Here is a 24,308-nt window from a genome sequence, read left to right on the forward strand (position 1 = left end):
AGCTCGCCTTGAAGAAAATCGTCCTGGTTGCTTTCGACCAATTCACCGATATCGACCTATTCCTGATGTGGGACATCTTAGGCCGCAACACCGAGGACTGGCACGTCCGAATATTGGGTTCCAGCCCTGTCGTACGATCGGCGCATGGCCTGCCTGTTTCGGTGCACGGTCCGCTTTCCGAGGCCAATAATGCCGACGCGGTATTGTTCGCCAGCGGCAAGGAAGGAATACCCGCCGCACTGGCCTCCCCGGATTTCCTACCGTCGTTTGAACTTGACCCGAAACGCCAGCGAATCGGCTCCATCTGCGCCGGCGCTTTCATTCTCCAACGGCTTGGGCTGCTCAGCGGCCGAGCAACGACACACCCGGATGCACGATCGGGCTTGCAAGCCCTGGGACTTGAGCCCGTGGACCAGCCTCTTGTATGCCAGGGCAACGTCGCAACCGCTGGCGGATGCCTTTCGGCGCTCTATCTGGTGGGATGGTTGGTTGAGTCCTGGTTCGATGCCGACAAGCGCCGCGCGACGTTGCTCCCTGTCCTGCCCGCCGGGCAGCAGGCGCTGTATGATGCGCTGATCGGGCTCAGTATCCGACAAGGAGAAGTGGCCGCCTCCCAACAAGAAATGCGACAAGGCATGTCATCTAATTGGTAGTTAGCACTCAGGAAGAGATCTCCGATGCCCCGAGAATTTGAGCTCATTATGTCCGTGCCCGTCCCCTCGAGGTCCGGCGTCACCCACCTTTACAAGTCGACGAACCTGGCGGACGCTTTTGCGATTCGCCTCCCTGCGGGCACATCCAGCGATCCAGAGGTGCTAGCTCGATTCATCCTTTCCCACCAGCCATCCTGGATCGGATGGCTCATGAAAGTCCGAGACACTGTCGTTGCCTGTTTTAGGCTCAAGACAGCCAGGCATTTGGCAACACTTGCTCATCGTATTCAAATCTTCAAGGTCTACAGCACCGACCAGACTGAAATCGTGCTGGGAGAGGACGACAAGCACCTCGACTTCCGGATATCGATCCTGTGCTCTGGAGAGGTAGAGCAGGAAGGTAGTCGCCAACTGGTTTTCTCAACCGTGGTCCAGTGTCACAACCGTCTGGGCCGGGCCTATATCTTCGTGATTGCGCCATTTCATCGCTTGGTTGTTAAGGCGAGCCTGCGCCGCGCAGCGCGCATTGGTTGGCCTTTGGCTGCCTGAGCCGCGACACCACAAACCCCGTGGCGAGGGAGCTTGCTCCCGCTGAGTGGCGAAGCCGCCCCCAAAAAGGGACGGCGAAAGACTAGGAACAGACCAGGGTTTTGAGCTAAGAAATTGGCAAAGGGGATTCATACGGCGCGAATGCCAGGATCATGTATCGGTCTTCGTAAAGCTCGCCCTGTACGTAGACTAAAGCGGCATCCAACTGCGGCCGCTTTATGTCGCATTTTCTTTAGGCTTGCCGATCGGAAGCCCTGAACTTTTGGGGTGGTAGAGCGATATGAATATGGCGAAGTTGGCCGGATCGAGCCGCTGCCGGCTCGTGATATGGCTGATCACACCCCATGTAACTCGGAAGTGTCTGACCTTTGCTAACCATGCAGACGGTAAAAACTTTAATTATCCGGTCTTAGTGCAAAAGGATGGGCTGCGAGTGCCAACTCGATATCAGCCCGCAATTCAGGATGGATTTCGACTCGAATAACCACTATCCGACTTGATCGATCAGACGCTGTGTGTTGCGGGTCGCCAGGGTGGGCCTGATTAGCGCCCTTGAGGACATTTTCAGAAATCTCCTACATCGAAGTTTTACAGCAGCGGCAAAAAAAACCGTCCCCTTTTCCCTTCCTCGTCGGCGATTGGTGTGCCCTCTCGCTCATTGATATGGGGTTGGGCAGACCATGGCGCTGGCACTTCAATCAGAACGCGGTTCGTCCCCCTGCACATCCCCCAATCTCACCTCGCGTATACCGCCGTCTGCAATGAACCGAACCACGACACCCTCTCCCCGCGTCAAGGCAAGAACATGATCGATCAACTCGCCTTGGCTGTCCGCTTGGCGGATCGGTTTGTAGCCATGGGATTTATAAAGTGTCCAACGGTCGTTCTCGAACTCGATCCTGTACACATCCACTGCCGAGCACTCCGATTGTGCGTTTTTCGGTAGATGCGCGACAGTGCTGGGGTGTTCCGGCCATGTGCTGAGCGGACTGCGCCGTAGATCCCTGATCTGACTGCGCCGAAAGTGGCACATCGAACACTCGATCAAATATCAACTGAAAACCCAGCGAATAAAAAAAGAAAAACACAAATAATCCAAGATTCGTCACCAGCGCCAACCACAGGCCAATACCCAACCAGGCTCCAATTACCGGCGTCAGAATCAGGGTCAAGCCGCCCTCGAACCCAAGGGAATGAAGCAGTCGGCGCCGCCAGTTGCGATGGCGGTTGGGTTGACGACGCTCCCACCATTCGAACAGGCCGTTGAAAAGCATGTTCCAGCCCAGCGCAACGCCGGAAATCACCAAGGACAGCAGGGTTGAATAGCCCATTCCCTGCTCATAGATAAGCGCGAGGGATGGCGCGACGAAAAGCACACCACCGGCCTCGTAGAGCACGGCCTGAAGAATTTTGCGAGAGGCGCCTTGCATCGATTGTCTCCACGAATGGCGGAAGGGAACCACAGCCTGGCAAGTTGAGCGCCGGCCCACAATTGAGCTAAATTGAGCCTCGCTCAACCTGAGTAACTTCCCCGCCCATGTTCGCCAAACTGCCCCTTACCGCCTTGCGCGGCTTCGAATCCGCCGCACGGCTGGGCAGCTTCAAGGCGGCGGCCCAGGAACTGAACGTCAGCCCGGCGGCGATCTCCCATCAGGTCAAAAGCCTTGAAGCGTTTCTCGGCGTGCGACTGTTCGAGCGCTCCAGTCAAAATGTGCGCCTGAGCGCGGACGGCGAACGCCTCCAGCCCTACATGCACCGCGCGCTGCTCGATATCCAACATGGCCTGCAAACGCTATCGCCATCATGTACCGCACAATCGCTGGTGGTGAGCACAACGCCAGCGTTCGCCAGCCTGTGGCTGATACCTCGGCTCGGAGATTTTCATCGAAGACATCCTGAGATCGACCTCAGGCTGCACAGCAGCAACGACGTTATCGACCTGCGACGTGACGCCAGCATCGACCTGGCGATCCGTGCGCTCTTCACCTCGGATCCTCAACTGCTCGAGCAAACTCTACTGGAAGAATATTTCGGCGTGTATTGCCACCCCGACTGGCAACCACCCGCAGCGGGCTCGCCCGTCGAACTGATTGACGTCCCCTGGCTGAGCAGCACAAACGTCACGGTGGACTGGGCGGCATGGTGCGCCAAGTCCGGCACCCTGGGTTGGCTGCAAAACGCGCGCCTGCGCCGCTATGACGAGGAACAGCACGCTCTGCAGGCAGCGGTCGCCGGGCATGGGCTGGTGCTTGCCAGTAATGTGCTGGTTGCGGAAGCGGTTGCACGCGGGCAACTGGTTGGTTATCAGCCTGAGATTCGCTTGGCGGGTGCGCGATATACGGTGGTGTGCGTACCGGGGCGGGAGCGGCAGGTTGAGGTGAGGGCTTTCAGTGAGTGGGTGTTGGGGCAGGATGTTGATTGAGTCGGGACGCACGAAGAAAGGAGCTATTGGCGGGTAAAGCCTGAACCAATGGGCGGACGAGGTGTTTGAACGAGCGACTCACGCCTGACGATAAAACAAAATAGCCCGGCATCACATCAGGCCTTCAATGGAGCACTCTACGGCTTTCCCCGATTCTTATACGATCAAGGGCGCGGTTTAACGCATCCAGAGCCTTTAACAGCGCCTGTGCTTCAGCTTCCCGGCCATCTCCCCACAGGCGTTCAGCCATCTTGTTGAGCGCCTGGATAGATCGCTCGATTTCGGCAGCGCTTGCTGTCGTTTTGTTATCTGGCTGTTTCTTTGGCATGTTCATGGACGCTTCTTTCAGGGTGGTTCGAGGCCTTTAGCGTTGCGGCCTATACCACCTGCTAGCCGAAAGCGCGCATAAGCATCGAAGAGCGCGCCACTCAAGCCCAGATGGCCGTCTCTGTGTTGATCTCGGCGACAGAAGTAGCATTAAACTGCCGCTGACGGTGAAGGTCATCGCGCATTTTAGAATAATCGAACTTCTTGTTCTCCAACTCTTTGAGCACAAGACTTGAAATTTTGTAGGTGCCGCAGTCACCGCAGTCGACAAGCTCTCCACTTTGATCCGCTTCGGACCGCTTCGCTTCCATCGCGCACAGATAGCACTTCATGACTGATCTCCTGTTCAATGATGTTTAGGAGATCGTCTCGTAATGGCGGAAGTTTCAACTGGCTGACCTTCGCTCAGTGACTACGCCAAATCAATCGTCCACCCGTCAGATGATAAAAACCCGGCTCCGTGGCCGGGTTCCATGGAATCATCAGCATCCGCTTTAGCTTACTTCGCACCGCCGTTGCCACGATTCGTCTGGGCATCCTGGTCGGATCCGGGGTTCCCAGGCGGCGGATTCCAATCCTCTGGCCTCTCGCCAGTGCCCTGCTTTGGCTCAGACTCAGCCTGATCAAGACCAGATCCATGTCCTTTGCCTGTATCAGGTGCTTCCTCACTTGGCCCTGGGTATGGCGCTTCCGGACCGTTATTGTCAATCACCATAATCTCTCTCCTGTCTGCAGCGCAGTTCTGCGCATACAGTTGAGAGGGCTTGCTTGGACAGGAAGTGCTATGTCTGCGACGAGTGGATGATTGAGGTGTTTATGGGACAACGCGCCAATGGAGCGCGTGTTCCGCGGCTTGAAAACGGAATGGATACCGACCACGGGTTACAGAACGGCTCAAGAAGCCCAGCGCGATATCAGACATTTTCTGATGCGTAGGTACAACTAGATTTGACCGCAATCATCAGCCGATTCAGCCCCTTCTACGGTGAAGGCAGATTAATCATCCGCGAGCACGCGAAAACCATTTGGTGGGAAAAGCGGGACATGGGCCGAGTTTATCTTCTAGCCGGCTCCTGATCCAACCAAGCGAATCCATTTGATGGAAACTCACAGCGCAGCGAAAGTAAATCTGTCCCCTTTTTCCCCTAAACGGCTGTATAGGGTAAAGCTCTCCCTGCTTGAAAAAGCAGCCCTAAACTCACTGACACAGCCTCTAAAATCCTATTCTTCTCAGCCTCAGAAAATATGCAACTCATATGCACCCCTATTTTATTGCGTTAGAAAGATAGTTTTCTATGTGTGGCATTGCTTGTGCAGCTTCGTTTAACTGATAAATATTCAATGTCAGCCGCCCTCCCCCAGCACGGAAACGGAAAGAGGGAAATTCTAGTACGCAATAACTTCTATTATTTGAAAAATCAATGGTGCTTAGTTCGGAAGAATTCATTTCGCTCATCTGATCAATTTTTGTCTCGCTGGGTCGACTGACGCTTTTTGACCTTAAACCGTGGCATTCAAATATTCTTTGCGCTGTGCCACTCGTTGTCTTTTCCTCATACTCAAGGATATGCAAAGCGTCGCGATTCGATGCGCTAGGAGGGGGCTGATTTAAATGAATACTAAATCCTGGATAATTGTTAAGATTTACAATTACACTGTTTCTATACGCTTGCGGCTCGCTTTGGGCTGACTTCTTCAAGCAAGTCGCCAAGTCGCTGCACCCCCTATCATCTCCAAGCGCAAGTTGCACGGTAAAATAACTAGGTTTTTCTGGCCTTATACTCACCTTGAGGCCATCTGGATATGCTTTCTCTCCATCCCATACGATTGCTCCTTCTAAATATTGCAAGTAACACTTACCTTTATCTCGACCTAAAATAGCATGCAACTTTCCAAGGGCATCCTTTCTAATGCTTAGTCCGGATTTGAGCGGCCATTCGTCAAGTCCTGCCAGTTCGTCGTAACAATTTTTTTCTTTTTTAATGTCGGCCGAATGAACACTGCTCACGGAAAAGAAACTGGCAGCTATTAATATTTTTATCAAAAAAATTCTGACATAAGAGAGCATGACTAAAACCTCGATTATAATTTTTTAAATACTAACGCGCGGAAGCTTTATAAAAAACGATAGTCAATCGCCTTTATCCGATGCACTACAGGACTAAGCAAAGCATATTTCCCTGCAGGCCGCCTTCTCATTTCTATAAGCATTTTTCGTCAAAATTAAATCTCGTTATAACTTGAGTTATTTGCTTCGGACAAAAGGGGTCGGATTTATTTTCTAGCCGTGCAGCCGTTGATCCAAGCTAATCGATTAATAGCGACTCGTAATGCAGCGAAGCTAAAATAAATCTGTAGTCTTTTCTGTCGTCCCCTTTCTGCCTTTTTCTGTGTCCCCTTTTCTCCAAACCTAACTGTCAAGCAGATCCCGATCCCAGAATGGCTCACCGCCAAACGTATCGACAAGAAAGTCGATGAATGCCCGCGCTCGCGCGGTTTGATTACGCATTGACGGATGCACCGCATACATTGCGATTGGTGGTCGCATATATTGCGCGAGCACAATAGAAAGCGCTCCGCGCCGTACCGCGTCATGGGCGATGAAGGTTGGAAGTACCGCTACGCCAAGCCCTGCGATGGCCGCTTCGCGAATGGCATCGCCGTTGGCGAAGTCGAGCCGGCTGGTCACTGATGGCACGACGTTGCCGGTGAATTTCCAATAGTGAGCGTCCTCGACATTAGAATAAGTCACGCCCGGAAAGCGCGACAATTCAACGGGACTTTGCGGTATCCCGAGGCGCTCTAGAAGTGCCGGACTGGCGACGCACACGTGCCGGATGGTAACGAGCCGCCGAGCCACGAGAGATGAGTCTGGAAGCCGCGCGATGCGGATCGCGAGATCGAAGCCGTTGCGTATCAGATCGACCGTTCGATCATCGGTGTCGATGGAGACCGAGACTGCGGGATGGCGGTTCAGAAACTGGCCTATTGCCGGTGCCAGGCAGTGCGCTGTGAATGAGACCGGAGCGGCGATACGGATACGCCCCCTCAACGCCTTGCTTGCGCTCGAAGCGGCTTCCTCTGCCTCTTCAAGCCCCGCAAGCAACTCGACGGCGCGATCATGAAAATCACGGCCCGCTTCCGTGAGCTGGACACGGCGCGTCGTCCGGTCAAATAGCCGCGCCCCAAGCCTGTCCTCGAGGTCCCGAACTCGGCGACTCACCGCCGACTTGACGATGCCGAGGCGTTCCGCGCCCGCAGCAAACCCGCCGGCTGAGACGACAGCAACAAACGCCCGCATATCTTCGAATCGGTCAGCCATTGGCGGATTGTGCGGGCCGCAGCATCAGGAATCAACTAATAGCCCGTTTATTGAATACTTCCCGATTGTGCTCCAAACGAGAACAGTCAATCCTTGGATTGGTAGTTTTTCGAGAACTGGAACTGGCGTACTTTTGCCGCAGTTCGATTTCTGCCGTCGCAAGGCACGTCGGGCAATTCACGATTCAGGGGGCTTCGTTGTTTGCCCTCGGTCAGACCGTTGCGTCCACTGCTAGCGCCATATTCCTAGGACTCTCATGCCACATCCGAACGTCGCCGCGAACACCACTTCTCGACTCGCCCAAGCGGGCGCTTTGGCGTACATCATCTGGGCTCTGCTACACGTCAATGCCGCTTGGTCCATCTATCAGCTCGGCCAATCCATGGCTGAAGGCATGCCTCGGGGGCGCGTGCTGCAGGACGCCTGGAATCTCTTCTGGCTTTCAATTATCGCGCTCATCGTCGCAATCGTCTTGAACTGGCGTAACGACGTTCGCGGGTGGTGGATCAACCTCTTGGTCATCAGCGTGGTCGATCTCGGTTTCATCTTTTACATGCTCTTTCCCGGCTATGTTTCGATGTGGCCCGGCCTGTCGGGCCCACTGTTCTGGGTTCTGGGGCTCGCACTGTCGAGCCTGGGGCTATACCGCCCGATGCGCCCCGCATAAAGCCTCGCTTTACCTGATCGCTACACCCTGAGCCGCACGGATCCAAACCACGACCCGCCCCTTAAAAAAGCTAAAGCACTCCAAGGCATTCGACATATGTATGTCGAGTTTGGACCGGCTTCGCCTAAAGAAAACAGGCATGAGCTGATCTTCCATTTCACCCAACAAGGATAGCTATCCATGACAAGCGAAACGATGCGTAATCCACATACCGACCATCTCATCACGCCTCAGAACTCAGCACTTCTGATCATTGATTATCAGCCGATTCAGGTCTCCTCCATCCGCTCGATGCCGCGCGAGGAACTGGTCTTTAACATCACCAGCCTTGCAAAAGCGGCGGTGAGTTATGGCGTTCCAGTCGTTCATACGACGGTGAATGTCTCGTCCGGCCTCAACAAACCACCGATTGAGCAATTGCAGGACGTCCTCGGTCACCTTCCGATCTACGACCGCACCACCGTGAATGCTTGGGAAGATGTCGAATTCAAACAGGCTGTTAAAGCGCTCGGACGTCGCAAACTTATCGTGACCGCGCTGTGGACAGAGGTGTGCTTGGCGTTCCCTGCGCTTGATGCGCTTCTGGAAGGCTACGAAGTATATGTCCCCGTGGACGCAGTGGGCGGTACCTCGGTGGCGGCCCACGAGGCTGGGCTCCGTCGTATTGAGCAAGCCGGCGGCAAGATGACCAGCCGCGTCCAGTTGTACTGCGAGTTCCAGCGCGATTGGGCTCGTAAGGAAACCGTCCCGGGCTTCATGGAAGTTTTCCAAAGTTATGACGGGTTCAACCCGGAGAAACCCGTCGCAAAAGGCGCCAACTAAGACCGGCCTCACCTTCGGGTGGACAGTAGCGGCGGCTCGAGCAGCCGCCGCTACCCTGTGTCGAGGAAATCCAAGAGCCAGTCCTCCATCGCCCCGTCCCCCCAACGTACTGCAAACAATAGTTAAAAACGGAGAACGCACATGACCATGTCTGAGACCAATTTGTCACCTGACGCTTCGACTGCTAACGCTGTGGCGGCACCGTCCACTAGCGAAGCGAAGGCTGCTGCTGCGCTATCGGTAGTCATGGAATTTCTGGCCAATACCGCGCCCGATAAGGTTGAAGCCGCTGCAGCGAAGCTGGCAGCTCCGGACGCAACTTACGTTTCTCTCAACTTCGACAATCCAGAATTAAAAAAAATCATGCCCTGGACCGGAACTAACAAGGGCCCGAAAGCCTTTAGTTCCTTATTCATGCAGGTATCGGATTATTGGAAGATTGAAGACTTCACCATCAGCACTAAAATGGCATCCGGTGAGGATGTTGCAGTTTTCGGCAAGTTCACCTACCGATCCGTGGCAGTGGGACACGTATTCACATCACCGTTTTCCATCCATGCCAAGGTACGTGACGGCAAGATGATTTATTTCCAGTTTATGGAAGATACCTATGCATCGGCGAGTTCGTTCAGACAGTCGGGTTCGTGGATGGTAAAGATATCAGCGGATTCAGCCCCTTTTACGGTGAAGGCAGATTAATCATCCGCGAGCACGCGAAAACCATTTGGTGGGAAAAGAGGGACATGGGCCGAGTTCACCTTCTAGCCGGCTCCTGATCCAACCAAGCGAATCCATTTGACGGAACTCACAGCGCAGCGAAAGTAAATCTGTCCCCTTTTTCGTCTTTTTTCCTAGGGGGATTCGGCAGCCGGCTGAGCTCGTCAGTTTTTGCAAACCACCTGCGGAGGCGCTGCAGGCTCCAACTTTCGGGGAATCACAATTGAGGTTCCAGGCAAAGTGGTAACTTCGAGAACCGCTAACACGCAGAGAAGCGCTTGCTCGCCATCTTTGTTTGACCTGGTGCCCACCCCAACCAAAGCCTCGTAATCCTTCCCTGGCTCCAGCTTATAAACGAGTGCCTGGCCACCGCAGGACCAGTAAGTGCTGCCATTGCCACCTATGGTCGCGCCCAGGGTCGCAAGTTGAAATGGAAGGTCAGTCCTGACGCGATACTCGGCTACGACCTCTTTGTATGCCCCTTCGCCCATCCGAATGGCAGGGATGTACTGGGCAAGAGTAGGCGAAACTCGTTTCGGCATGCCAATGCTTGCCGAATTAAGAGGGTACTGCGGATAGTTGATGTTCGCCGTCCCGTCACGCCCGAAACGTCCGGCTTGAGCCATCTTGTGCCGGGTAGCAGGAGCACAACTGCCAACGATGCTATCGCCGTACACATCGGAGTTGGTGATGACACGAATACGCGCAATTGCCTCGGATTGAGCAGGCTCTTCGTATGGAACTGAAGGAATTCCAGAACAACCCGCAAGTCCAACACCAAAAAGCATTACGAGAGTGACAACTCGCATGACCATATCCCTATGTATTCGAAGTTCGCTGATTGGAAAGAAAACAAACCCAGCCGCAACAGACAACGAAAAAGGGCCCACCTTTCGGTGAGCCCTTCTAGACCGCCCAGCAGAGCGGATTTTGTTTGGTAGGCGCGATTGGACTCGAACCAACGACCCCCACCATGTCAAGGTGACCGTACTTCCATACCAACCTATTGATTTAAAAAGAAAAACCTTTGTCTAATGCACAGCCAAAAACGGCTATAGACCCCTTTAAAATCAATAAGTTAGCGTTGTATATTCCTACAGTATTTTCCTCCCATGGTCCAACTGGCCCCCATTCCCACGCGCTGCTAAACTGACCCATGAGCCAGGAGCTGCCGATGCCAAATCACGACCTAATCCCTTCGCTGCTACACAAAATAAATGAAAATCAGCTTGCCCTGGAGGCAGCCATTCTTGAACTGTCCAACTGGGTGGAGGCGCGCGGCTCAGTTGAAGTTGCCGACAACGTACGGGGAGCTCTGGACACGATCGAAATGAACGAGGAGTTCATCAAAATGGCGCTCGCGGTTCTAATGACGCCTGAATGATCGCTTTCGGCCGATTTTGTTGGAATAGTCGGTCTGCCCAAACTGCTGCTTAGGGGAAAAAAGCCTTTTTTCGCTGCTGCGTGAAATCCGAGTCCTGGAGCATCTGCCAAAAATAAAAAATCAATCTCGGAAGCGTACTTTCCTGATGCGCAAACCATAGGCGACTTTTTCAACACAATCGGCCAATCGAGGCCGTTCCGCACGAAGATTGTCCTCTGTCACATTGCGCTCGCTAGCGGCTACCAGATATCGCCTGCACGCCTTCAGACCTATGAGCAGAATTCCTGGCTCAAGGCAATACGCTTTCAGCCATAAGCAGCTGAGGAACAGCATTGATTCAACGAAGATATGCGCCAGAGCTGGTTTTTTTGTCAAGCGTTTGCTCTGCGGCCAGCTTCATGAAACAGGCAGCATTGAGGAAAAGCAGAAGTATTGGACTATCGAGGCTCAGCGCAACTAGCTCTCATAGATTTTCCCTGTGTCAATGCCAGCGCAACAGCAATTCTTTCCTTCAGTTCTTCTTGCGAAAACGGCTTTTGCAATACGGGCCGCAAGGCAAACTCGCCCTGGAGTGCGGCGCGACCGTATCCCGAACTAAAGAGGAAGGGAATTTCGCGGTCGCGTAAAATCTCGGCGACAGGGAAGACTAACTGGCCGGCCAGGTTTACATCCAGCATCGCCAAATCCACCTCAATCGAGCGAGCGACGTCGCACGCCTTCCCGAGTTGGGCAACGGACGCAACGACCACGCATCCGAAGTCCTCCAACATATCCTCGATCAACATGGCGACTGCGCCCTCGTCCTCGACAACGAGCACCCTGATTCCATTTAAAGCGTTCACAGGTAGTTCGCTCCGATAGGGAATGAGATGCGGCTAACCATCCCTGCAGCAAGAAACGGGAGCTCAATCCTTTTGTCCTGACGACGCTCTATACAGCGCGTCATCAAACGCAACCCCAATCCATGCCGCGTTAATTCAAAAACTTCACCCAGAATTACACCGTCACAGCTGACGCCGTGCAGGCATACCGTACCGTTGTTGAAGGAATCTTTCGAATCGGTGTCTTTACACACCAGCTCCTCCGTCACGGCATGAAGCGCGGAGGCGTCCTGCAAATAATCGATCACTTCTTGTATTTTGCCATGCCTATCTTCGAATGCGCGCATATTAACCATAGCCACCAGCCGCGTGTCGTCTGGACCTATAAATTTACTGCCAACATGCCTAGATTCAACGCAGTTTAGAGCACCGTTGCCACCGGGTCTTCGTCAGCCGGGAGCGGCGCCCCTTCCGGCAAGAGCAGCTATACGAGCCGCGGTCACGATCTCCATTACGCCTGAGTCCGAGCACACTGCGCCACAGCCGAGGCACCTCCGTGATGTATCTGAGGATCCAGCCGTCGCTGTCGCACGAATAGACGGCGCGAGTAAACGTATCGAGCGTGTGCTCATCAAGATTAGCATGTCGTACTCCTGAGCGCTTCGGGAAACTCTTGGAAACCGAAAGCGCATGACATCAGCTCTTCAAGCAAGTTATCAACGTTGACGCCTAGTCACACATGGTGTGCTCCGGATCCCCAGCCTGCGAGCTGCTGGTCTCATTCTAGATTTTAGTAGGAGACTGGTCGCAGGGAAACAATAGGAGTGAGTCGTGTTGACTATTCATTCCTGGTATCGGTTTCATACGCTGGTTTCCGGGGCGCCCCTACAAGCTAAACATCCTTGGTCTGGGCCACTCCCGCGAGCGAATCTGACGCTATCGGGCTACGGTGCGAGCGTCCTGCTGGTACAACCGCCCAAACAGGTTATCTGCCAGCGCCTTTGATCGTGTTGGAGGAACAAGCTATCGGTGCGGTAGAAAATTACCCAGGTCGCTGGGGTACGTACAGCCGCCGCGATAATCTACACCCGACCCCGTGGCCAAACCCGTACCACAAAGGCCAGCGTCTATATCAATAGCCCTTCGCGGACGAGTGCTCGATGAACTTAATAAATGACCTATCGAGCCTGCCTATATACACTCCGAGGGACTTGGTCATTACCTTGTCTGGAAATGCACATGGATCTTAAACATCGCAACAACCTGAACGTGATGGGCGAAGGTCCAGCCACGCTGATTTTTTCCCATGGTTTCGGCTGCGACCAAACCATGTGGCGTTATCTCATAGGCCATTTCGTGGACCATTTCAGGATCGTCGTGTACGACCTCGTCGGCGCCGGCCGGTCAGACATCAGCGCGTATGACCGGACAAAGTACAACTCGCTGGACGGATACGCCTTAGACCTTAACGAAATCATTGACCAGTTCGCCATCGGGCCAGTGATTCTGGTAGGCCATTCAGTAAGCGCGATGATTGACGTCTTAGCTGACCGGCAAGTACCCGGTCGCATCGCTGCTCATATCATGGTGGGCCCATCTCCATGCTATATCGACTCCGACAATTATGTGGGTGGGTTCACGCTCGAAGACATCCAATCACTCCTCGACACTCTAGATGACAACTACCTCGGCTGGTCTAGCAATATGGCACCGGTCATCATGGGTGCGCCTGGGCAGCCCGAGTTGGGCGCTGAGCTAACTAATAGCTTCTGCCGTACCGACCCTGAGATCGCCAAGCACTTCGCAAGAGTGACCTTCATGTCGGACAACAGAGGAGACGTTGCTGGCTTGGCTACGCCGACCCTGATCCTTCAGTCTACCGACGACCTGATCGCTCCCGTTGTCGTCGGCGATTATTTACGCGACAGCATGCCCAACAGCACGCTCGTCCTAGTGGATAATGTGGGTCATTGCCCTCACATGAGCGCGCCGGGCGCCTGCGCTGATGCCATGGGTAGCTTTGTACAGCCTTGGAAAGGGTTAAATGCACGGTAAGCCTCCACTGCTCGACCCGCTAAGACTCTATGAAGAGGCGCCATGCGGGCTGGTAGTGACGACAGAGGACGGGGCCATACTGCGCTCCAACCTTACGTTCAGGCACTGTATCGGTTTCAGCGCACAAGAGCTTCGGAACAAGCGCTTTCAAGATCTGCTCACAATGGGCGGGCGCATCTTTCATCAGACGCACTGGGCGCCACTGATGAAGTTGCAAGGCTCTGTCGCCGAGGTGAAACTCGACCTGCTGCATCGTGATCGGAGCAAAGTCACGATGCTCGTGAACGGGATCAGGCGCGACGGGACCAACGGTGTAGAGCACGAACTTGCGCTCTTCACATTATATGATCGAGACAAGTACGAAAGGGAGTTAATTAAAGCCCGGAAGCTCGCCGAAGAGCTACTGCAGCAGAAAACGGCTGCCGAAACGGAGCTCCGTCTGGCTCAAGCGGAACTGAGCAGGGCTTTCGAGAAAGCCCAGCAACGTGCATCATTTGCCGAGCAAATGGTCGCAATAGTAAGCCACGACCTGAAAAATCCACTGACAGCAATCAAAATGGGCACAGACGCGCTCGCACGCGGCGAGAGCCTCCCTAAGAAAATCAAGATACTCGGCTACATAACGCAGTCAGCTAACCGTGCAGAACGCTTAATCGCGGACCTGTTGGATTTGGCCCTGGCCCGGGTCGGACAAGGAATCATCGTCTCTCCTCGTGCCGTGGATTTTCATGATCTTATCCGCCGATGTGTCGAGGAACTGCGCGTTGCGTTTCCCAACGCCAAACTTGTTCACCACGCAAATGGGACAGGCTCTGCGCAGCTTGACGCGGACCGAGTACACCAACTCCTCGGTAACCTTATTGGGAACAGCGTGACCTATGGTGACCTGGAGCGGCCGATCACGATTACTTCAACTGTGGATGATGACACTGCCCATGTATCGGTCAAAAACTATGGTGTTCCAATTGCGCCATCACTGATGACCCGATTATTCGAGCCGATGATCCGAGGCGCGGACCCCGAAGATGGCGTACGCAGCGTCGGTCTTGGGTTGTTTATAGTCCGGGAAATCGCCAAGGCACATGGCGGCCGGGTATCGATCAGCTCCGATGAGAAGGACGGCACTTCATTCACTGTCGCCTTTCCGCTCAATTAAGCTGCACCCTCCCGCAACTTGACCGCGCCTCCTAGCCCCGCTCGGTTTATCTCCGCGCTGTCCTGCTGTACTGCAGCTTAGCTGTCCACGTTCAAGGACGATAGGACAATGGTGCCATGGCATTGGCTGCTTTCCCGAAAGTAATACAGGAACAGACTTGTCTGGTTGGAAGGGATTGTATCGTTAAGTTCAAGGACGCAGCCCTGCCCCTACAGAGTCGCTCATTGATCGCGGAGGCGACAGGCAGCTCCCGGCCAAAAGCTGTCATTCATCTGATCTCCAAACCAACGGAAATCATAGGGAGGACGATAACCGAGAATTTACAAGGCACCAGCGGTCAGACTCCCCTCAAGAACCGCTCTGGCACGCCGATGACGCAGATGTTAGTTTGCGCGGCTCCGGCCACGAACCGGAACCGCAGACAGGGATGTTTGGACGTCTTTTACGCCTAACCAGGCGTACTTCATTCCTGTCATGAGTATCATCCGATGCTGCAAAAATCCCTGAGAACTCAAATCCTCGCGCTGCTGAGCGGCAGCCTGTTGGCGATGTTGCTGATTGCTTTAGCATGCTTTCATTTCCTGTCCAACGGCGTGCAAAACTACGCCAACTTGATCGAAGGTCCGCTACACACTTCGCAATTGATCGACGAGGCCAACCTGCAATTCAAGGTGCAGGTTCAGGAATGGAAAAACGTATTACTACGGGGCAAGCAGCCGGCAGACCTGGATAAATATTGGAAGCAATTCGAAGACCGTCAGCGCGACGTACAGGGGATTCTTGGTGAACTGGCTAACCAGAAAGGACTGGATGGCCAACTCAAGACCCGCATCGAACGCCTGCGTGACGAACACCGTCAGTTGGGCAGCGCTTACCAGAAAGGTCGCGATGCCTATATCGCCGCGGGTGCAGACCCCGCTGCAGGCGACGCCGCCGTCAAAGGCGTTGACCGTACCACCAGCGATCAGATGAGCGAACTTGTTGGCGAACTGCGCAAGCAGGGCACCGAGCAATCTACACTGATCAGCGCCGCTGCAAATCGCACGGTGATGCTCGGGATTATCGTGATGCTCGCCTCGGGTCTGTTGATCGGCCTGTTGAGCCTTTGGCTGATCAACCACAACTTGGTTGACCCCATCCGCAAGCTGATCGACTACGTGGCGCAACTGAGCCAAGGGAAATTTGCCGAACGCGTGGCCAGCAGCCGTGAAGACGAGTTGGGCAAACTAGCCATAGCCGCCAACACTTTGCGCGACTTTCTCGCCGAAACCTTCAACCGCTTGCAGCGCAGCGCCAAGGATCTGGACGGCGCAAGTGGCGAGTTAAACGCCATCGCCGGTCTCATGGCCAGCGGCACTAACGAGCAGTTCAACCGTACCGATCAGGTGGCTACGGCGATGAACGAAATGTCCGCCACCGCCCAGGAAGTGGCTCGTCACGCAGCCGATGCCGCACGCGCCGCCAATGATGCCGACCAATCCGCGCAGCAGGGCGAAAAAGTCATGCGGGGCACCATTCACACCATCACCCAAATGCGTGGCGAGATCGCCAACACAGCCACGGTCATCCGTCGCCTGGAAACCGATAGTGGCCGCATAGGCAAGGTGCTGGAAGTGATTCGCGGCATCGCCGAGCAGACTAATTTGCTGGCGCTTAACGCGGCGATCGAAGCGGCCCGTGCCGGTGAAGCCGGACGCGGTTTTGCGGTCGTGGCCGACGAAGTGCGAAACCTAGCCCAGCGTACGGCGGCGTCGATCATCGAAATCAACCAAATCATCCAAACGGTGCAAACCGGCGCGGTGGACGCGGCTCAGGCCATTGAAAGTGGCCAGTCGCGCAGTGAAGAAAGTGTCGCGCAAGTGAATGAGGCCGGAGCGATGCTGGAGCGCATCACCCATGCTGTTGAAGCCATTCGCGACATGAACCGCCAAATTGCCACCGCTGCCGAAGAGCAAACCTCGGTGGCGGAAGACATCTCGCGCAACCTCACTGAAATCACCACGATTGCCAGTACCAACCTGAACAACATGCAGCGCACCGAAGCGGCAAGCCGGAACCTTCACGAGTTATCAGGGCAGTTGAATGAAGTGACGGCACGTCTGAGTGCTTAGCCGGACCGTTAGTGATTAGATCGGCTTCAGAGCTGCCATGTTGGAAGACCGAGCCCCGTATTTAGTCAGAGCCTTATACGGGGCAGATGCTCTGACCAAAGATTCTCAGCATCTGTGTAGCCTTCCGGCGGTGATACTTAATCTACTAAACGTATGCTTTTTTTGGGTGCCACTTGGGGCAGTTTTTTTGCCAGGTAATTGTGGCAGCAACTGCGCCAGGTCCAATAATTGGGTCTCCGCTTTTTCAAGCGCTGTAACTGCGTAGTGCTGCCAAACCTTTTCAAGTGGCCGCAGGTCAGATTCCGTCAAGACTTTCTGGTACCATTAAAAATGGTCATGCCAGGCACCCAAAGCCAACTGCAGGGCCTTCAGAGAACTCGCCGCTTTACGCGAGAGCGGTGACAGTTTGGGAAACGCTTCTGTGAGATAGCGAGTCCTCTTTACCAGAATGCGCAACTCGCGGCGATCAAGTCCAGGGTCGTCCAGCGCAGCATGCAAACGGTCAATCTGCTTTTTAAGCGATTTTTCAATTTGGGGCTGTAGGTGTTTTAAGCCGCCTTTAACTTCAACTGAGCGGAAGGCGAAAGGCCATTCATCCAATTGAGTATATAGATTCTTGAGGGCTGGGCTCCCCAATATATTGGAGTAGCCTGTTGCCAAGCGTGCTTTTCTGAGCTGAGCCTGATCAAGAAAGCTTCTTTCCTCCAATTCTTCAATCATTACCTCAAGATCGCGAGCGGGTGTGGTAAGCCTCCCCACGTCCGCTGCAGCATTATTCAGTCGCCGCGACTTCGCTCAGAGAGCGCATCGGCCGGAGCAAGCTTCGGATTCGCCTCACGGCTATCCTAAGGTCGTGCAACGCCTCGCTATCAGTCCCTGCTTCCAATCGAGCACGCGAGTAGTACAGCGCAATCTGTAGAGACAATATTTCAGCGACAAACCTGTCTACGAATGACATTCGGTCATCTCTTTGAAACGGTATGGTCACGACCATAGCAGAAGTGTGGACCGTCAATTTCTGACTGAACTCCGAAGAAATTACGCGCATCCACCAGGGGAAAGCCACCAATCACAAGGTGATGTGGGAATAGCTTCTTTGGGTCGTTTCCTGCCCCTCAAGAGGCAGCAGTCGACCAAAAGCGGACGTTCGTAAGCGGTCGCTCACGGCCAGGTGCGGTCGTTCAGAATAGAGAATAAATTTGCTCAGTTTGGCTTTGCGTAGCTCTGCGCCAGGGAATTTCTCTAGCGGCACGCCCAGTCTGCCCGCCGTATGCCAGTCGCCTGCCACTTACGTCTGAAGCTCATCAACAAAGTTGACCCGCGCCTAGACAATACCTAGAATGTCACACTCCTACCGACCGGTAGGCAGCAAATTCGGAGAGGTTGAGAGATGGACGCCCTGCAGCAAGAACGAGTCCCCGTGAAGTTGGCTATCGGGTTAGGCGTGATCGGAGCCTTGGGCCCTTCCGCAGTCGACATGTACCTTTCAAGCCTTCCTGAAATCGCCCGAGATTACGACACCAGCTTCGCAAGCGTTCAACTCACCTTGACGTTTTTCCTGCTAGCCATGGGTGCAGGGCAGCTATTGTTCGGGCCGCTCGTGGACGCATATGGGCGCCGCCAACCGCTCTTGATTGGTTTGGTGGTGTTTATCTTGTGTTCCTTGGGCTCAGCGTGGGCGCCGACCCTGTCAGCATTGATCGGTTTCCGCTTCGTGCAAGGCTTGGGAAGCGCAATGACGCTTGTCGTGATCATGAGTACTGTCCGGGATGTTAGCCGAGGAGCGACGGCCACTAAGCTGTTCGCTCTGTTAATGACCATTGAAGGCCTGGCCCCAATTCTGGCACCGGCATTGGGTGGGTTTATTGACTCATACTTTGGCTGGAGGGCAGTGATGCTCACGCTCGCAATCTTAGGCGTTGCAGTGCTGATCAGCAGCTGGCTGAATCTCCCGGAGACATTGGCAGTTAACAACCGTGAGCCTCTGCGCCTGGGTGCTGCGTGCCGTACTTACCTAACGATCGGCAGCGACCGTCGCTTTTTGCTACCAACGCTGGCAGTCGCTGCGGTGTTTTTTTTCCTTTTCGCCTACATTGGTGGGGCAACGTTGGTGTACCAAAAGTTTTACGGATTAACGCCGCAAGCCTTCGGCATCATGTTTGGTGTAACAGGGTTTGCCATTCTGGGTGGCGCGATGATCGCCGGTAGACTCATCACAACATTGGGCCTCAACCGCCTGACGTGGATCGGCGTGGGCTGCATAGTACTAGGCGCGTTCGCTACATTAGTGGCCACAACAACGCAGGTCGGGCTACCCGGGATTGCGGCAGGTATGGCAGTAGCGTTGTTCGGGTTGGGCATTGCAGAGTCGACATTGATGTCGCTCGTCATGGCCTCTCAAGAGCGTGCATTGGGTTCAACGGCTGCGCTGCTGGGGGCCTTCCAACTGTCTGTTTCCTCGAGCGCTACGCCAATTTCAGCAATAGTGCTGGATCACGGGGTCATCGCCTGGACAGCGCTACTGACTCTCAGCGCGCTGCTGGTTTGCTTGCTGACGTGGGTGAGCCTTCCTAAGAACGGCGACGCAACATTCAGCCTAGCTAGCCATTGAAGGAAGCAACTGATGACTACGAGAAACCTAACTCCGGCGGCTGAGCGAATCGTTCAGCTTGCCTTGCTGCACTTTGCAGATCGCGGTTACGACGCGGCGTCACTGAACGATATTGCCGGGAGCGCCGGCATCAAGAAGGCCTCGCTGTACGCACACTTCACAGGCAAGGATGAGCTGTACACCGCTGTGCTCAATCTCGCGCTGCAAAGCGAACGAGACTATGTCGAGGCCCAGTTCTCAGCAGAGCAAGCCGGCCGAATGCCCGGTGAGCGTTACGTCATTAACCTTCAACTCAGATACGCCGAAAGCAGCGCATTGCGCTTTTTGTTGCGGGCGGCTTTTTACCCTCCTGCACCAATTGAGCGGGACGTGAAATCAGGTTTCGAACATTACCTTGTGGCCGTTCGAGAGCGTTTTCAGGCCTCCCTTGAACTGACGTCTCCGGCGATCACGTCTCAGTATGCCGATTTGCTTGCCGAGGCCTACCTGGCGTTGATCGACAGTCTTCACGTCGAGCTTATTTATGGGAACGATGCGGCCTATTCACGCCGTCTCGATGCGTTACGGCAACTGATCAGCCTCACTGGCATACCGTTGGTTCAGGGCGTTGCGCCTGCGTAGGCTTAAGTTGAACGGCGCTGCGCCTGGTGGCGTGCGTGTTTGGCTTTATGACTTTTTCACGCGCAGTGCTTAATGGGCATTGCGCTTGTTTCGGATACACATGATGACTCCTAATACTGATCTCATCGCGACACTCTCCAGCCGGGGATTCATCCATCAGTCCACCGACCTCGAAGGACTTCGCGCGCACTTGGCCACCGGCTCGCGCACAGTTTATCTGGGCTTCGATGCTACGGCAGACAGCCTGCACGTTGGCCATCTCCAGGGTCTGATGCTCATGCGCTGGCTGCAAAAGGCAGGGCACCGCCCGATCCTGCTGATTGGTGGTGCCACCACACGTATCGGCGACCCAAGCTTTCGGGATGAAAGCCGGCCCGTGCTCACGAACGAGCAAATCGATGAAAATATTGCCGGCATCACCCGTACATTTGGGCGCTACCTCACCTTGGGAGAGTCAGCAGGTGAGGTCGTGGACAACGCCGAATGGCTGGATAAAATCGGCTATTTGAAGTTCTTGAATGACGTCGGACGCTACTTTTCGATCAACCGTTTGTTGACCTTTGACGCCGTGCGTCAGCGACTGGATCGCGAAAATTCGCTGTCCTTTCTAGAGTTCGGTTACACACTGCTCCAAGCGCATGACTTCACTGAACTGGCCAAGCGTTACGACTGCACCGTACAGTTGGGCGGCGCTGATCAGTGGGCCAATATCATCAACGGTGTAGAGCTAAGCCGCCGTCGTGACGGGCGTGAGCTTTTCGGATTGACCATGCCGCTGCTCGCGACAGCCGACGGCAAGAAAATGGGTAAATCGTTGAACGGTGCCGTTTGGCTTGATGGCAATCGTCTGTCGCCTTTTGACTTCTGGCAGTTCTGGCGCAACTGCGACGACCGCGATGTCCGCCGTTTTCTTGCCCTCTTTACGGAATTGCCGCTCGACGAGGTAGATCGCCTTTCCAGCGTCGAAGGCGCCGCGCTCAACGCAGCAAAGATTGTTCTGGCAAACCACGTTACCGGGCTTGCCCACGGCGTAGAGGCTGCTGCACAAGCCAATGCCGCCGCTCAGTCCCTATTCGCAGGTGGCAAGCAGGCAACTGACCTGCCTGTATTCACTATTGAGCGGTCGAAGCTGAGTCAAGGCCTTACTATAGCCACAGCGCTAGCGCAGTGTGGTTTGGCGCCTTCGCTGAGCGCCGTAAGGCGTTTGGCTAAAGGCGGAGGTCTGAGGCTGGAAGGAAAAGCACTCCAGTCTGGCGATGAGGTTTTGGACGCCACCCAATCGCGGTGGCATGTCAGTCTCGGTAAGAAACGGCACGTTTATCTAGAAGTAACGGACTAATTACGTTGCGATAGGCGACGGTCTACAACGACGCCTTTTTTGAAGCGTTTGGTAGATGATCGTTGCGTTGATAAACGCACACCGAGCGTCCGCTCTTGGCCGAAAGCTGCCGTCGACGCAGCTCGTCGCCTAGCCCTCGTAAGTATTGCCTTGCCTTGGATGCTGTGCACATACAGAACCAGGCAAGCGACCTCCCACGAATTTTGAACAAGCCAAAGCGCTGAGAATCAAGCAATGGCGCGATACGCTCGGCGATCACGACTTCTGGTCACAGAACCCCGAGGCGTATCGGTCCAGCCTGCTTTTTGCAAGCGCAAGGCTGGCCGAGGAGCGGTTGATTGATCGAGACGAACAGTTTGGCATGGATGAACTAGCGAACTCCGCATACTGGCTCGCAGTTGAAGAGCTGCAATCGACGACGGTCCTGTATCACGGCGCGTCTCAATACGACGTCGTCGCGCGAGACGGCTCCTCGAACCTTGGCACGATTCATCAATCAACCTTTTCGGAAAAAAGCGAGGGCGGCTGCATCCGCCCCTACGACGGAAATGTGTATCGCCAAGCTGGAGAGTTGAAGCTGATTTACAGCGCGGCGCCAACCACGGGCGTGATTGAGAGGTTTTTCCTTACCTTGGATCATGGTCGCCAGTTTGACTTGGTTGAGACAGCCAGAATGATCTTAGGAGTTGTCTATACGCCCGTTGAAGATCCAGACGTCTACCGGTGGCTTGTCGATGCCCTGCAAACCGCGCGCGAAAATCGAAATTTAGTGCTAATGGAACAGCTTAGGCCGTTTGCGGAACTGGCAAGGTTCGTCCTGTGTTCATCGTGCTTGGATCGGTTTGGCGAGCGCGACGATTGCCTATCTTGCAACGGCTTAGGGTTCGTCGAAAGACTGAAATGCCCAGGTAAACTTCCCTTGGAGCGTCGAGGTCCACTGGAAATAACCAGCGAACCCGGGGTGCAAGATGTGCGGCGGAGTTGAGGCAGCGGACAAAAACAGAGCGTATGAACGGGTCAGGGTGTATTTCCCGAACCCCAAGGCAGCAATTCCCGTGGTACTGCAGGACGGGACGGATCTTGGCTGGGTGCGATGGGGGCGCCGTCGAGAGGAGAAAGGCACAGGCCCATCAGGTGGGTGGGCAAAACTAGAGACGGTGGAACGAGGGGGATGGGAAAAGTATCACCCGCAGCGAGCGCTGGGACTTGTGCAGCGATACATGGAGAAAGATGCGGATCGCGTGTCGCACTGGTTCGATATGAACGAGGGCTTTGGGCTTGAATGCCTAATATTAGGTGAAGGCGATGCTCGGCGCGTGTACATAGTCACCACTTCCCCTCCTCCGGAATATGCATTCATACACGACCGCTGGCCGATGATCGGGCGGATTCCCGGCGGCACCGGCTGACCCCAGAGAGGCACGGCGCCACCATATTACTAACTGTTTTTCTGGCTTATCCTCTGGACCCTACGAACCCGAGGCTGCGCCATGGATAGACTAAGTAGGGCTGAAATAGAGGATGCCTTGGGACGCTTGCTACCAGGTAGCATGGTCAAATGTGTTTTATGGGGTGACGGTACTGCCTCTCTTACGGTAACAGGTGAAACCGGAGAATCATTTGCAGTGGTGGGTCTGGTGAGAAGTGACTATCGAGGGGAAGCCGGATTGAAAAACCTCGCTACGCATATCTTTGGGGACATTCAGCTAGCCCGACAGGGCTTGAAAACCCACAGAGCACAACCACTGGGAAATATTGGCAATCAATTGAGCATCACCACCCCACCGCAATACAAAGCCCGCCACTAGGCGGGTTTCTGTTTTTGGTTGCTAACACTCGTTCGATTCATCCTTGATGGACCGGGCGTACAACGCTAGAACTTTCTCAACAAGCCTGCGCCATTCTGCGTTATCGATTATCCCCTTCTGCCTATATTCGTTCAGCAATTCGGAGGAGAAGATGGTACTGTTTTTCAGCATCGGGACGGCTATCCGGCCGCCTGAGGAGCTCTCTCCATGCACTCAACGCCTGCTCCTTATCCAGCTCAGCCATCGTCCTTACCTCCCAAACATCATCACGTTGTTGAGCCTAGCATCACGGCAACGTTCCAATTTATGGGATAGGCTATGGGAATTCGGCCTTAGCTCCGGTAGGGCAGCAAGCTGTAGGCTACCGTCCGTCGGTAACCAAAGCGTGGATCCCATTACCGGTCCATCGAGGGGGACCTAAAAGGAGATAACCTTGAAGACTGAACAGCGTTTGCAACAAAAAGTCCTGCGATATGCGGAGGCGGAAATCCACAGCATTTTGATCGGTCACGGATCCGCGCTGTTCCACTATCACCAGTTGATCATGATGCTCAACGGTTACGTTCACTGCGACATCATCAGTCAGCGCGAGGCAGATGCAATCACGGCTGATGCCAAAATGGCACTGGATAATTCTCTACGTCATTGATCATATTGCGTGAGCTCTTTCAAATATGCCTGGCAAGCAGCAAGCTTCATTATTGCTCCGTCTCCATCGTCGGTAATGGAGATAATTCGTTGAGCATGCGCTCGGTCAAGTTGGGCTCTTGTTCCTCCATGAATCCTGCCGACGGCGCCGCGGCATGTCGACATTCATGACCGGCACCCCGTCGTGATCCCGCAGAAACCGCCCGTGGTGGCTTGACTCAGCTACGCCGCAGGAGGGCGCGGAGCAGATTGTGCTGCACAAGGGCGAACCGGCC

Annotated in this window: 24 protein-coding genes and 3 pseudogenes; 17 read left to right on the forward strand and 10 right to left on the reverse strand. The window is 54.6% G+C overall.

What is annotated here, in order from left to right:
* Positions 1-8 precede the first annotated feature (8 nt).
* Together J3P92_RS16350 and J3P92_RS16355 are read left to right on the forward strand one after the other, a co-directional pair.
* Positions 9-653 (forward strand): DJ-1/PfpI family protein, encoded by a 645-nt coding sequence (locus J3P92_RS16350; protein ID WP_434648285.1) that lies wholly within the window; start codon positions 9-11, stop codon positions 651-653.
* 24 nt (positions 654-677) lie between these two features.
* A complete protein-coding gene (locus J3P92_RS16355; RefSeq protein WP_434648288.1) occupies positions 678-1,202 on the forward strand; it encodes a DUF2867 domain-containing protein in 525 nt (174 codons plus the stop codon).
* Between the two features lie 1,013 nt (positions 1,203-2,215).
* On the opposite strand, the pseudogene J3P92_RS16360 reads toward J3P92_RS16355, so the two are convergent.
* Positions 2,216-2,632, reverse strand: a pseudogene (locus J3P92_RS16360) (PACE efflux transporter); the annotation flags it as partial.
* Positions 2,633-2,739: 107 nt separating this feature from the next.
* Between J3P92_RS16360 and J3P92_RS16365 the strand changes: the two are divergent.
* Entirely contained in the window at positions 2,740-3,624 is an 885-nt protein-coding gene (locus J3P92_RS16365; RefSeq protein ID WP_434648291.1) for a LysR substrate-binding domain-containing protein, read from the forward strand.
* A gap of 124 nt (positions 3,625-3,748) precedes the next feature.
* Here the strand turns inward: J3P92_RS16365 and J3P92_RS16370 are convergent, their stop codons facing one another.
* Together J3P92_RS16370 and J3P92_RS16375 are read right to left on the reverse strand one after the other, a co-directional pair.
* Positions 3,749-3,952, reverse strand: coding sequence for a hypothetical protein (locus J3P92_RS16370; protein WP_420765924.1), 204 nt, complete (start codon positions 3,950-3,952; stop codon positions 3,749-3,751).
* Positions 3,953-4,052: 100 nt separating this feature from the next.
* Positions 4,053-4,283, reverse strand: coding sequence for a hypothetical protein (locus J3P92_RS16375; RefSeq protein ID WP_420765760.1), 231 nt, complete (start codon positions 4,281-4,283; stop codon positions 4,053-4,055).
* Positions 4,284-4,768: 485 nt separating this feature from the next.
* On the opposite strand from J3P92_RS16375, the pseudogene J3P92_RS16380 reads away from it, so the two are divergent.
* Positions 4,769-4,894: pseudogene (locus tag J3P92_RS16380) on the forward strand (IS3 family transposase); the annotation flags it as partial.
* Between the two features lie 321 nt (positions 4,895-5,215).
* Here J3P92_RS16380 and J3P92_RS16385 read toward each other — a convergent pair.
* Together J3P92_RS16385 and J3P92_RS16390 are read right to left on the reverse strand one after the other, a co-directional pair.
* The gene (locus J3P92_RS16385) at positions 5,216-6,019 is read right to left on the reverse strand and encodes a hypothetical protein (protein WP_434648294.1); all 804 of its coding nucleotides are present in this window, start codon (positions 6,017-6,019) and stop codon (positions 5,216-5,218) included.
* A gap of 342 nt (positions 6,020-6,361) precedes the next feature.
* The gene (locus J3P92_RS16390) at positions 6,362-7,273 is read right to left on the reverse strand and encodes a LysR family transcriptional regulator (RefSeq protein ID WP_434648296.1); all 912 of its coding nucleotides are present in this window, start codon (positions 7,271-7,273) and stop codon (positions 6,362-6,364) included.
* A 256-nt stretch (positions 7,274-7,529) separates the two neighbouring features.
* On the opposite strand from J3P92_RS16390, the gene J3P92_RS16395 reads away from it, so the two are divergent.
* From J3P92_RS16395 to J3P92_RS16405, 3 genes are all read left to right on the forward strand, one after another.
* Complete coding sequence (locus J3P92_RS16395; RefSeq protein ID WP_434648299.1) at positions 7,530-7,940, forward strand: hypothetical protein; 411 nt, start codon at positions 7,530-7,532, stop codon at positions 7,938-7,940.
* A gap of 180 nt (positions 7,941-8,120) precedes the next feature.
* Positions 8,121-8,762, forward strand: coding sequence for a hydrolase (locus tag J3P92_RS16400; RefSeq protein WP_434559751.1), 642 nt, complete (start codon positions 8,121-8,123; stop codon positions 8,760-8,762).
* A gap of 141 nt (positions 8,763-8,903) precedes the next feature.
* A complete protein-coding gene (locus tag J3P92_RS16405; protein ID WP_434648302.1) occupies positions 8,904-9,461 on the forward strand; it encodes a nuclear transport factor 2 family protein in 558 nt (185 codons plus the stop codon).
* 182 nt (positions 9,462-9,643) lie between these two features.
* Here the strand turns inward: J3P92_RS16405 and J3P92_RS16410 are convergent, their stop codons facing one another.
* A complete protein-coding gene (locus tag J3P92_RS16410) occupies positions 9,644-10,288 on the reverse strand; it encodes a hypothetical protein (RefSeq protein WP_434648305.1) in 645 nt (214 codons plus the stop codon).
* 365 nt (positions 10,289-10,653) lie between these two features.
* Between J3P92_RS16410 and J3P92_RS16415 the strand changes: the two genes are divergently transcribed.
* The gene (locus tag J3P92_RS16415; RefSeq protein ID WP_434606744.1) at positions 10,654-10,863 is read left to right on the forward strand and encodes a hypothetical protein; all 210 of its coding nucleotides are present in this window, start codon (positions 10,654-10,656) and stop codon (positions 10,861-10,863) included.
* A gap of 437 nt (positions 10,864-11,300) precedes the next feature.
* Here J3P92_RS16415 and J3P92_RS16420 read toward each other — a convergent pair whose 3' ends face one another.
* Complete coding sequence (locus tag J3P92_RS16420) at positions 11,301-11,705, reverse strand: response regulator (protein WP_434606746.1); 405 nt, start codon at positions 11,703-11,705, stop codon at positions 11,301-11,303.
* A complete protein-coding gene (locus J3P92_RS16425; RefSeq protein WP_420765752.1) occupies positions 11,702-12,031 on the reverse strand; it encodes a hypothetical protein in 330 nt (109 codons plus the stop codon). Before J3P92_RS16425 ends, J3P92_RS16420 begins: the two co-directional genes overlap by 4 nt.
* Positions 12,032-12,923: 892 nt before the next feature.
* Between J3P92_RS16425 and J3P92_RS16430 the strand changes: the two genes are divergently transcribed.
* The 4 genes and pseudogenes from J3P92_RS16430 to J3P92_RS16445 all read left to right on the forward strand — a co-directional run bounded on the left by J3P92_RS16430 (position 12,924) and on the right by J3P92_RS16445 (position 17,006).
* Positions 12,924-13,739, forward strand: coding sequence for an alpha/beta fold hydrolase (locus J3P92_RS16430; RefSeq protein WP_420765751.1), 816 nt, complete (start codon positions 12,924-12,926; stop codon positions 13,737-13,739).
* Positions 13,729-14,895 carry an ATP-binding protein gene (locus J3P92_RS16435; RefSeq protein ID WP_434606748.1) on the forward strand — a complete coding sequence of 389 codons (1,167 nt, stop codon included), beginning with the start codon at positions 13,729-13,731 and terminating at the stop codon, positions 14,893-14,895. The genes J3P92_RS16430 and J3P92_RS16435 overlap by 11 nt, the downstream gene beginning before the upstream one ends.
* Before the next feature lie 1,067 nt (positions 14,896-15,962).
* Positions 15,963-16,073 (forward strand): annotated as a pseudogene (locus tag J3P92_RS16440) (hypothetical protein); the annotation flags it as partial.
* Positions 16,074-16,301: 228 nt separating this feature from the next.
* Positions 16,302-17,006 (forward strand): methyl-accepting chemotaxis protein, encoded by a 705-nt coding sequence (locus J3P92_RS16445; protein ID WP_434628579.1) that lies wholly within the window; start codon positions 16,302-16,304, stop codon positions 17,004-17,006.
* Positions 17,007-17,330: 324 nt separating this feature from the next.
* On the opposite strand, the gene J3P92_RS16450 is transcribed toward J3P92_RS16445, so the two are convergent.
* Together J3P92_RS16450 and J3P92_RS16455 are read right to left on the reverse strand one after the other, a co-directional pair.
* Positions 17,331-17,765 carry a CHAD domain-containing protein gene (locus tag J3P92_RS16450; protein WP_434606750.1) on the reverse strand — a complete coding sequence of 145 codons (435 nt, stop codon included), beginning with the start codon at positions 17,763-17,765 and terminating at the stop codon, positions 17,331-17,333.
* A 13-nt stretch (positions 17,766-17,778) separates the two neighbouring features.
* Positions 17,779-18,054, reverse strand: a complete 276-nt coding sequence (locus tag J3P92_RS16455; protein WP_434606752.1) for a CHAD domain-containing protein — start codon at positions 18,052-18,054, stop codon at positions 17,779-17,781.
* Positions 18,055-18,396: 342 nt separating this feature from the next.
* Between J3P92_RS16455 and J3P92_RS16460 the strand changes: the two genes are divergently transcribed.
* The 5 genes from J3P92_RS16460 (at position 18,397) to J3P92_RS16480 (ending at position 24,034) form a co-directional block, all read left to right on the forward strand.
* The gene (locus J3P92_RS16460) at positions 18,397-19,617 is read left to right on the forward strand and encodes a multidrug effflux MFS transporter (protein ID WP_434606754.1); all 1,221 of its coding nucleotides are present in this window, start codon (positions 18,397-18,399) and stop codon (positions 19,615-19,617) included.
* Between the two features lie 12 nt (positions 19,618-19,629).
* Positions 19,630-20,238, forward strand: a complete 609-nt coding sequence (locus J3P92_RS16465) for a TetR/AcrR family transcriptional regulator (RefSeq protein WP_434606757.1) — start codon at positions 19,630-19,632, stop codon at positions 20,236-20,238.
* A 94-nt stretch (positions 20,239-20,332) separates the two neighbouring features.
* Entirely contained in the window at positions 20,333-21,577 is a 1,245-nt protein-coding gene (gene tyrS / locus J3P92_RS16470) for a tyrosine--tRNA ligase (RefSeq protein WP_434611631.1), read from the forward strand.
* Positions 21,578-21,938: 361 nt separating this feature from the next.
* Complete coding sequence (locus tag J3P92_RS16475) at positions 21,939-22,562, forward strand: hypothetical protein (RefSeq protein WP_434606760.1); 624 nt, start codon at positions 21,939-21,941, stop codon at positions 22,560-22,562.
* 1,256 nt (positions 22,563-23,818) lie between these two features.
* Complete coding sequence (locus tag J3P92_RS16480; protein WP_434606762.1) at positions 23,819-24,034, forward strand: hypothetical protein; 216 nt, start codon at positions 23,819-23,821, stop codon at positions 24,032-24,034.
* Positions 24,035-24,308 lie beyond the last annotated feature (274 nt).

The sequence above is a fragment of the Pseudomonas sp. D3-27 genome (assembly GCF_051132165.1).
Taxonomy (GTDB): domain Bacteria; phylum Pseudomonadota; class Gammaproteobacteria; order Pseudomonadales; family Pseudomonadaceae; genus Aquipseudomonas.

Bases quoted from the DNA above. Each gene is read 5' to 3' on its own strand.
- J3P92_RS16405 (WP_434648302.1), top strand. From the start codon at position 8,904: ATGACCATGTCTGAGACCAATTTGTCACCTGACGCTTCGACTGCTAAC.
- J3P92_RS16395 (WP_434648299.1), top strand. From the start codon at position 7,530: ATGCCACATCCGAACGTCGCCGCGAACACCACTTCTCGACTCGCCCAA.
- J3P92_RS16390 (WP_434648296.1), bottom strand. From the start codon at position 7,273: ATGGCTGACCGATTCGAAGATATGCGGGCGTTTGTTGCTGTCGTCTCA.
- J3P92_RS16425 (WP_420765752.1), bottom strand. From the start codon at position 12,031: ATGCGCGCATTCGAAGATAGGCATGGCAAAATACAAGAAGTGATCGAT.
- J3P92_RS16430 (WP_420765751.1), top strand. From the start codon at position 12,924: ATGGATCTTAAACATCGCAACAACCTGAACGTGATGGGCGAAGGTCCA.
- J3P92_RS16455 (WP_434606752.1), bottom strand. From the start codon at position 18,054: ATGCGCGTAATTTCTTCGGAGTTCAGTCAGAAATTGACGGTCCACACT.
- J3P92_RS16355 (WP_434648288.1), top strand. From the start codon at position 678: ATGCCCCGAGAATTTGAGCTCATTATGTCCGTGCCCGTCCCCTCGAGG.
- J3P92_RS16445 (WP_434628579.1), top strand. From the start codon at position 16,302: ATGTCCGCCACCGCCCAGGAAGTGGCTCGTCACGCAGCCGATGCCGCA.
- J3P92_RS16365 (WP_434648291.1), top strand. From the start codon at position 2,740: ATGTTCGCCAAACTGCCCCTTACCGCCTTGCGCGGCTTCGAATCCGCC.
- J3P92_RS16465 (WP_434606757.1), top strand. From the start codon at position 19,630: ATGACTACGAGAAACCTAACTCCGGCGGCTGAGCGAATCGTTCAGCTT.
- J3P92_RS16400 (WP_434559751.1), top strand. From the start codon at position 8,121: ATGACAAGCGAAACGATGCGTAATCCACATACCGACCATCTCATCACG.
- J3P92_RS16435 (WP_434606748.1), top strand. From the start codon at position 13,729: ATGCACGGTAAGCCTCCACTGCTCGACCCGCTAAGACTCTATGAAGAG.
- J3P92_RS16370 (WP_420765924.1), bottom strand. From the start codon at position 3,952: ATGCCAAAGAAACAGCCAGATAACAAAACGACAGCAAGCGCTGCCGAA.
- J3P92_RS16415 (WP_434606744.1), top strand. From the start codon at position 10,654: ATGCCAAATCACGACCTAATCCCTTCGCTGCTACACAAAATAAATGAA.
- J3P92_RS16410 (WP_434648305.1), bottom strand. From the start codon at position 10,288: ATGCGAGTTGTCACTCTCGTAATGCTTTTTGGTGTTGGACTTGCGGGT.
- J3P92_RS16385 (WP_434648294.1), bottom strand. From the start codon at position 6,019: ATGCTCTCTTATGTCAGAATTTTTTTGATAAAAATATTAATAGCTGCC.
- J3P92_RS16475 (WP_434606760.1), top strand. From the start codon at position 21,939: ATGGATGAACTAGCGAACTCCGCATACTGGCTCGCAGTTGAAGAGCTG.
- J3P92_RS16460 (WP_434606754.1), top strand. From the start codon at position 18,397: ATGGACGCCCTGCAGCAAGAACGAGTCCCCGTGAAGTTGGCTATCGGG.
- J3P92_RS16375 (WP_420765760.1), bottom strand. From the start codon at position 4,283: ATGAAGTGCTATCTGTGCGCGATGGAAGCGAAGCGGTCCGAAGCGGAT.